Here is a 1,219-nt window from a genome sequence, read left to right on the forward strand (position 1 = left end):
TGAGTAGCCCCTAGATTTCTGGACGCCTTCGATCCTAATTTTGAGGACAGGAGGCGGTGATGGGGAAGTCCAGTTTCAGTGATGAGTTCAAGCGTGATGCGGTGGCCCAGATCACCGAGCGCGGGTATCCGGTATCGGAGGTCTCGGAGCGGCTCGGCGTTAGTCAGCACTCGCTGTATGCGTGGAAGCGGCAGCTGGCGAAGGCAGTGTCGGGCGATGCCAGCAAGGATGCCGAGATCCGCCAGCTGAAGCGCGAGCTGGCCCGGGTGACCGAGGAGCGCGACATCCTAAAAAAAGCCACCGCGTATTTCGCCAGGGATGCAAAGTGAGATACGCGTTTGTTGCCGAGCATCGTGACCAGTTCAGGGTTCGGTCAATGTGCCGGTGCCTGCACATCCAGCCTAGCGGTTTCTATGCCTGGCAGAAGAGCCCGCTGAGCCAGCGGGCTCGGGAAGATGCTCGGCAGACCGAGTTGATCCGGCGGGCCTGGAACGACAGCGGCAAGGTCTATGGCTACCGCAAGTTGCACGACGATCTGCTGGATCAGGGCGAGACCAGTTGCCCGAACCGCGTTGCCCGTTTGACCAGACTGGCAGGCATTCGGGCACAGATCGGCTACAAGCGCCGTCCAGGCAGCTATGGTGGCAAGCCGTCCCTGGCGATTGACAACACTCTGGATCGCCAGTTCGACGTGGCTGCGCCAGACCAGGCTTGGGTGACAGACATCACCTACATCCGCACCTTGGAAGGCTTCGCCTATCTGGCTGTTGTGATCGACCTCTATTCTCGCCGCGTGGTGGGATGGTCCATGCAGAGTCGGCAGACCACCGATGTGGTGCTGCAGGCGCTGCACATGGCGGTATGGCGGCGAAAACCGAAGCAGCGGGTGCTGATCCACTCGGATCAAGGCTCGCAGTTCACCAGCATGGACTGGGCCGCGTTCATAAGGGCTCACAATCTTGAGCACTCGATGAGCCGACGCGGTAACTGCCATGACAACGCCGTCGCTGAGAGCTTCTTCTCGTCGCTCAAGCGCGAGCGCATCCGTCGTCGGACATACAAAACGCGCGAGGAAGCCCGGCAGGACGTGTTCGATTACATCGAGATGTTCTACAACCCGGTGCGCAAGCATGTCAGGAACGGCATGCTGTCACCAGTCAAGTTCGAGCGGCAGCAGATTTTGAAAGCGGAAGGCGTCTAGAAAACTAGGGGCTACTCA

General features: G+C 59.8%; 1 protein-coding gene. It reads left to right on the plus strand.

The window, feature by feature from the left end:
• Positions 1-59: 59 nt before the first annotated feature.
• Positions 60-1,201 (plus strand): IS3 family transposase gene (locus ACH0BU_RS18100; RefSeq protein ID WP_500264484.1). Its coding sequence is split into 2 segments (ribosomal slippage): positions 60-300 and positions 300-1,201, totalling 1,143 coding nucleotides; the frame shifts between segments, so codons are not numbered across the junction.
• The last annotated feature ends 18 nt before the right edge of the window (positions 1,202-1,219 follow it).

The sequence above is a fragment of the Sphingomonas olei genome, from assembly GCF_045369765.1.
Taxonomy (GTDB): domain Bacteria; phylum Pseudomonadota; class Alphaproteobacteria; order Sphingomonadales; family Sphingomonadaceae; genus Sphingomonas; species Sphingomonas panaciterrae.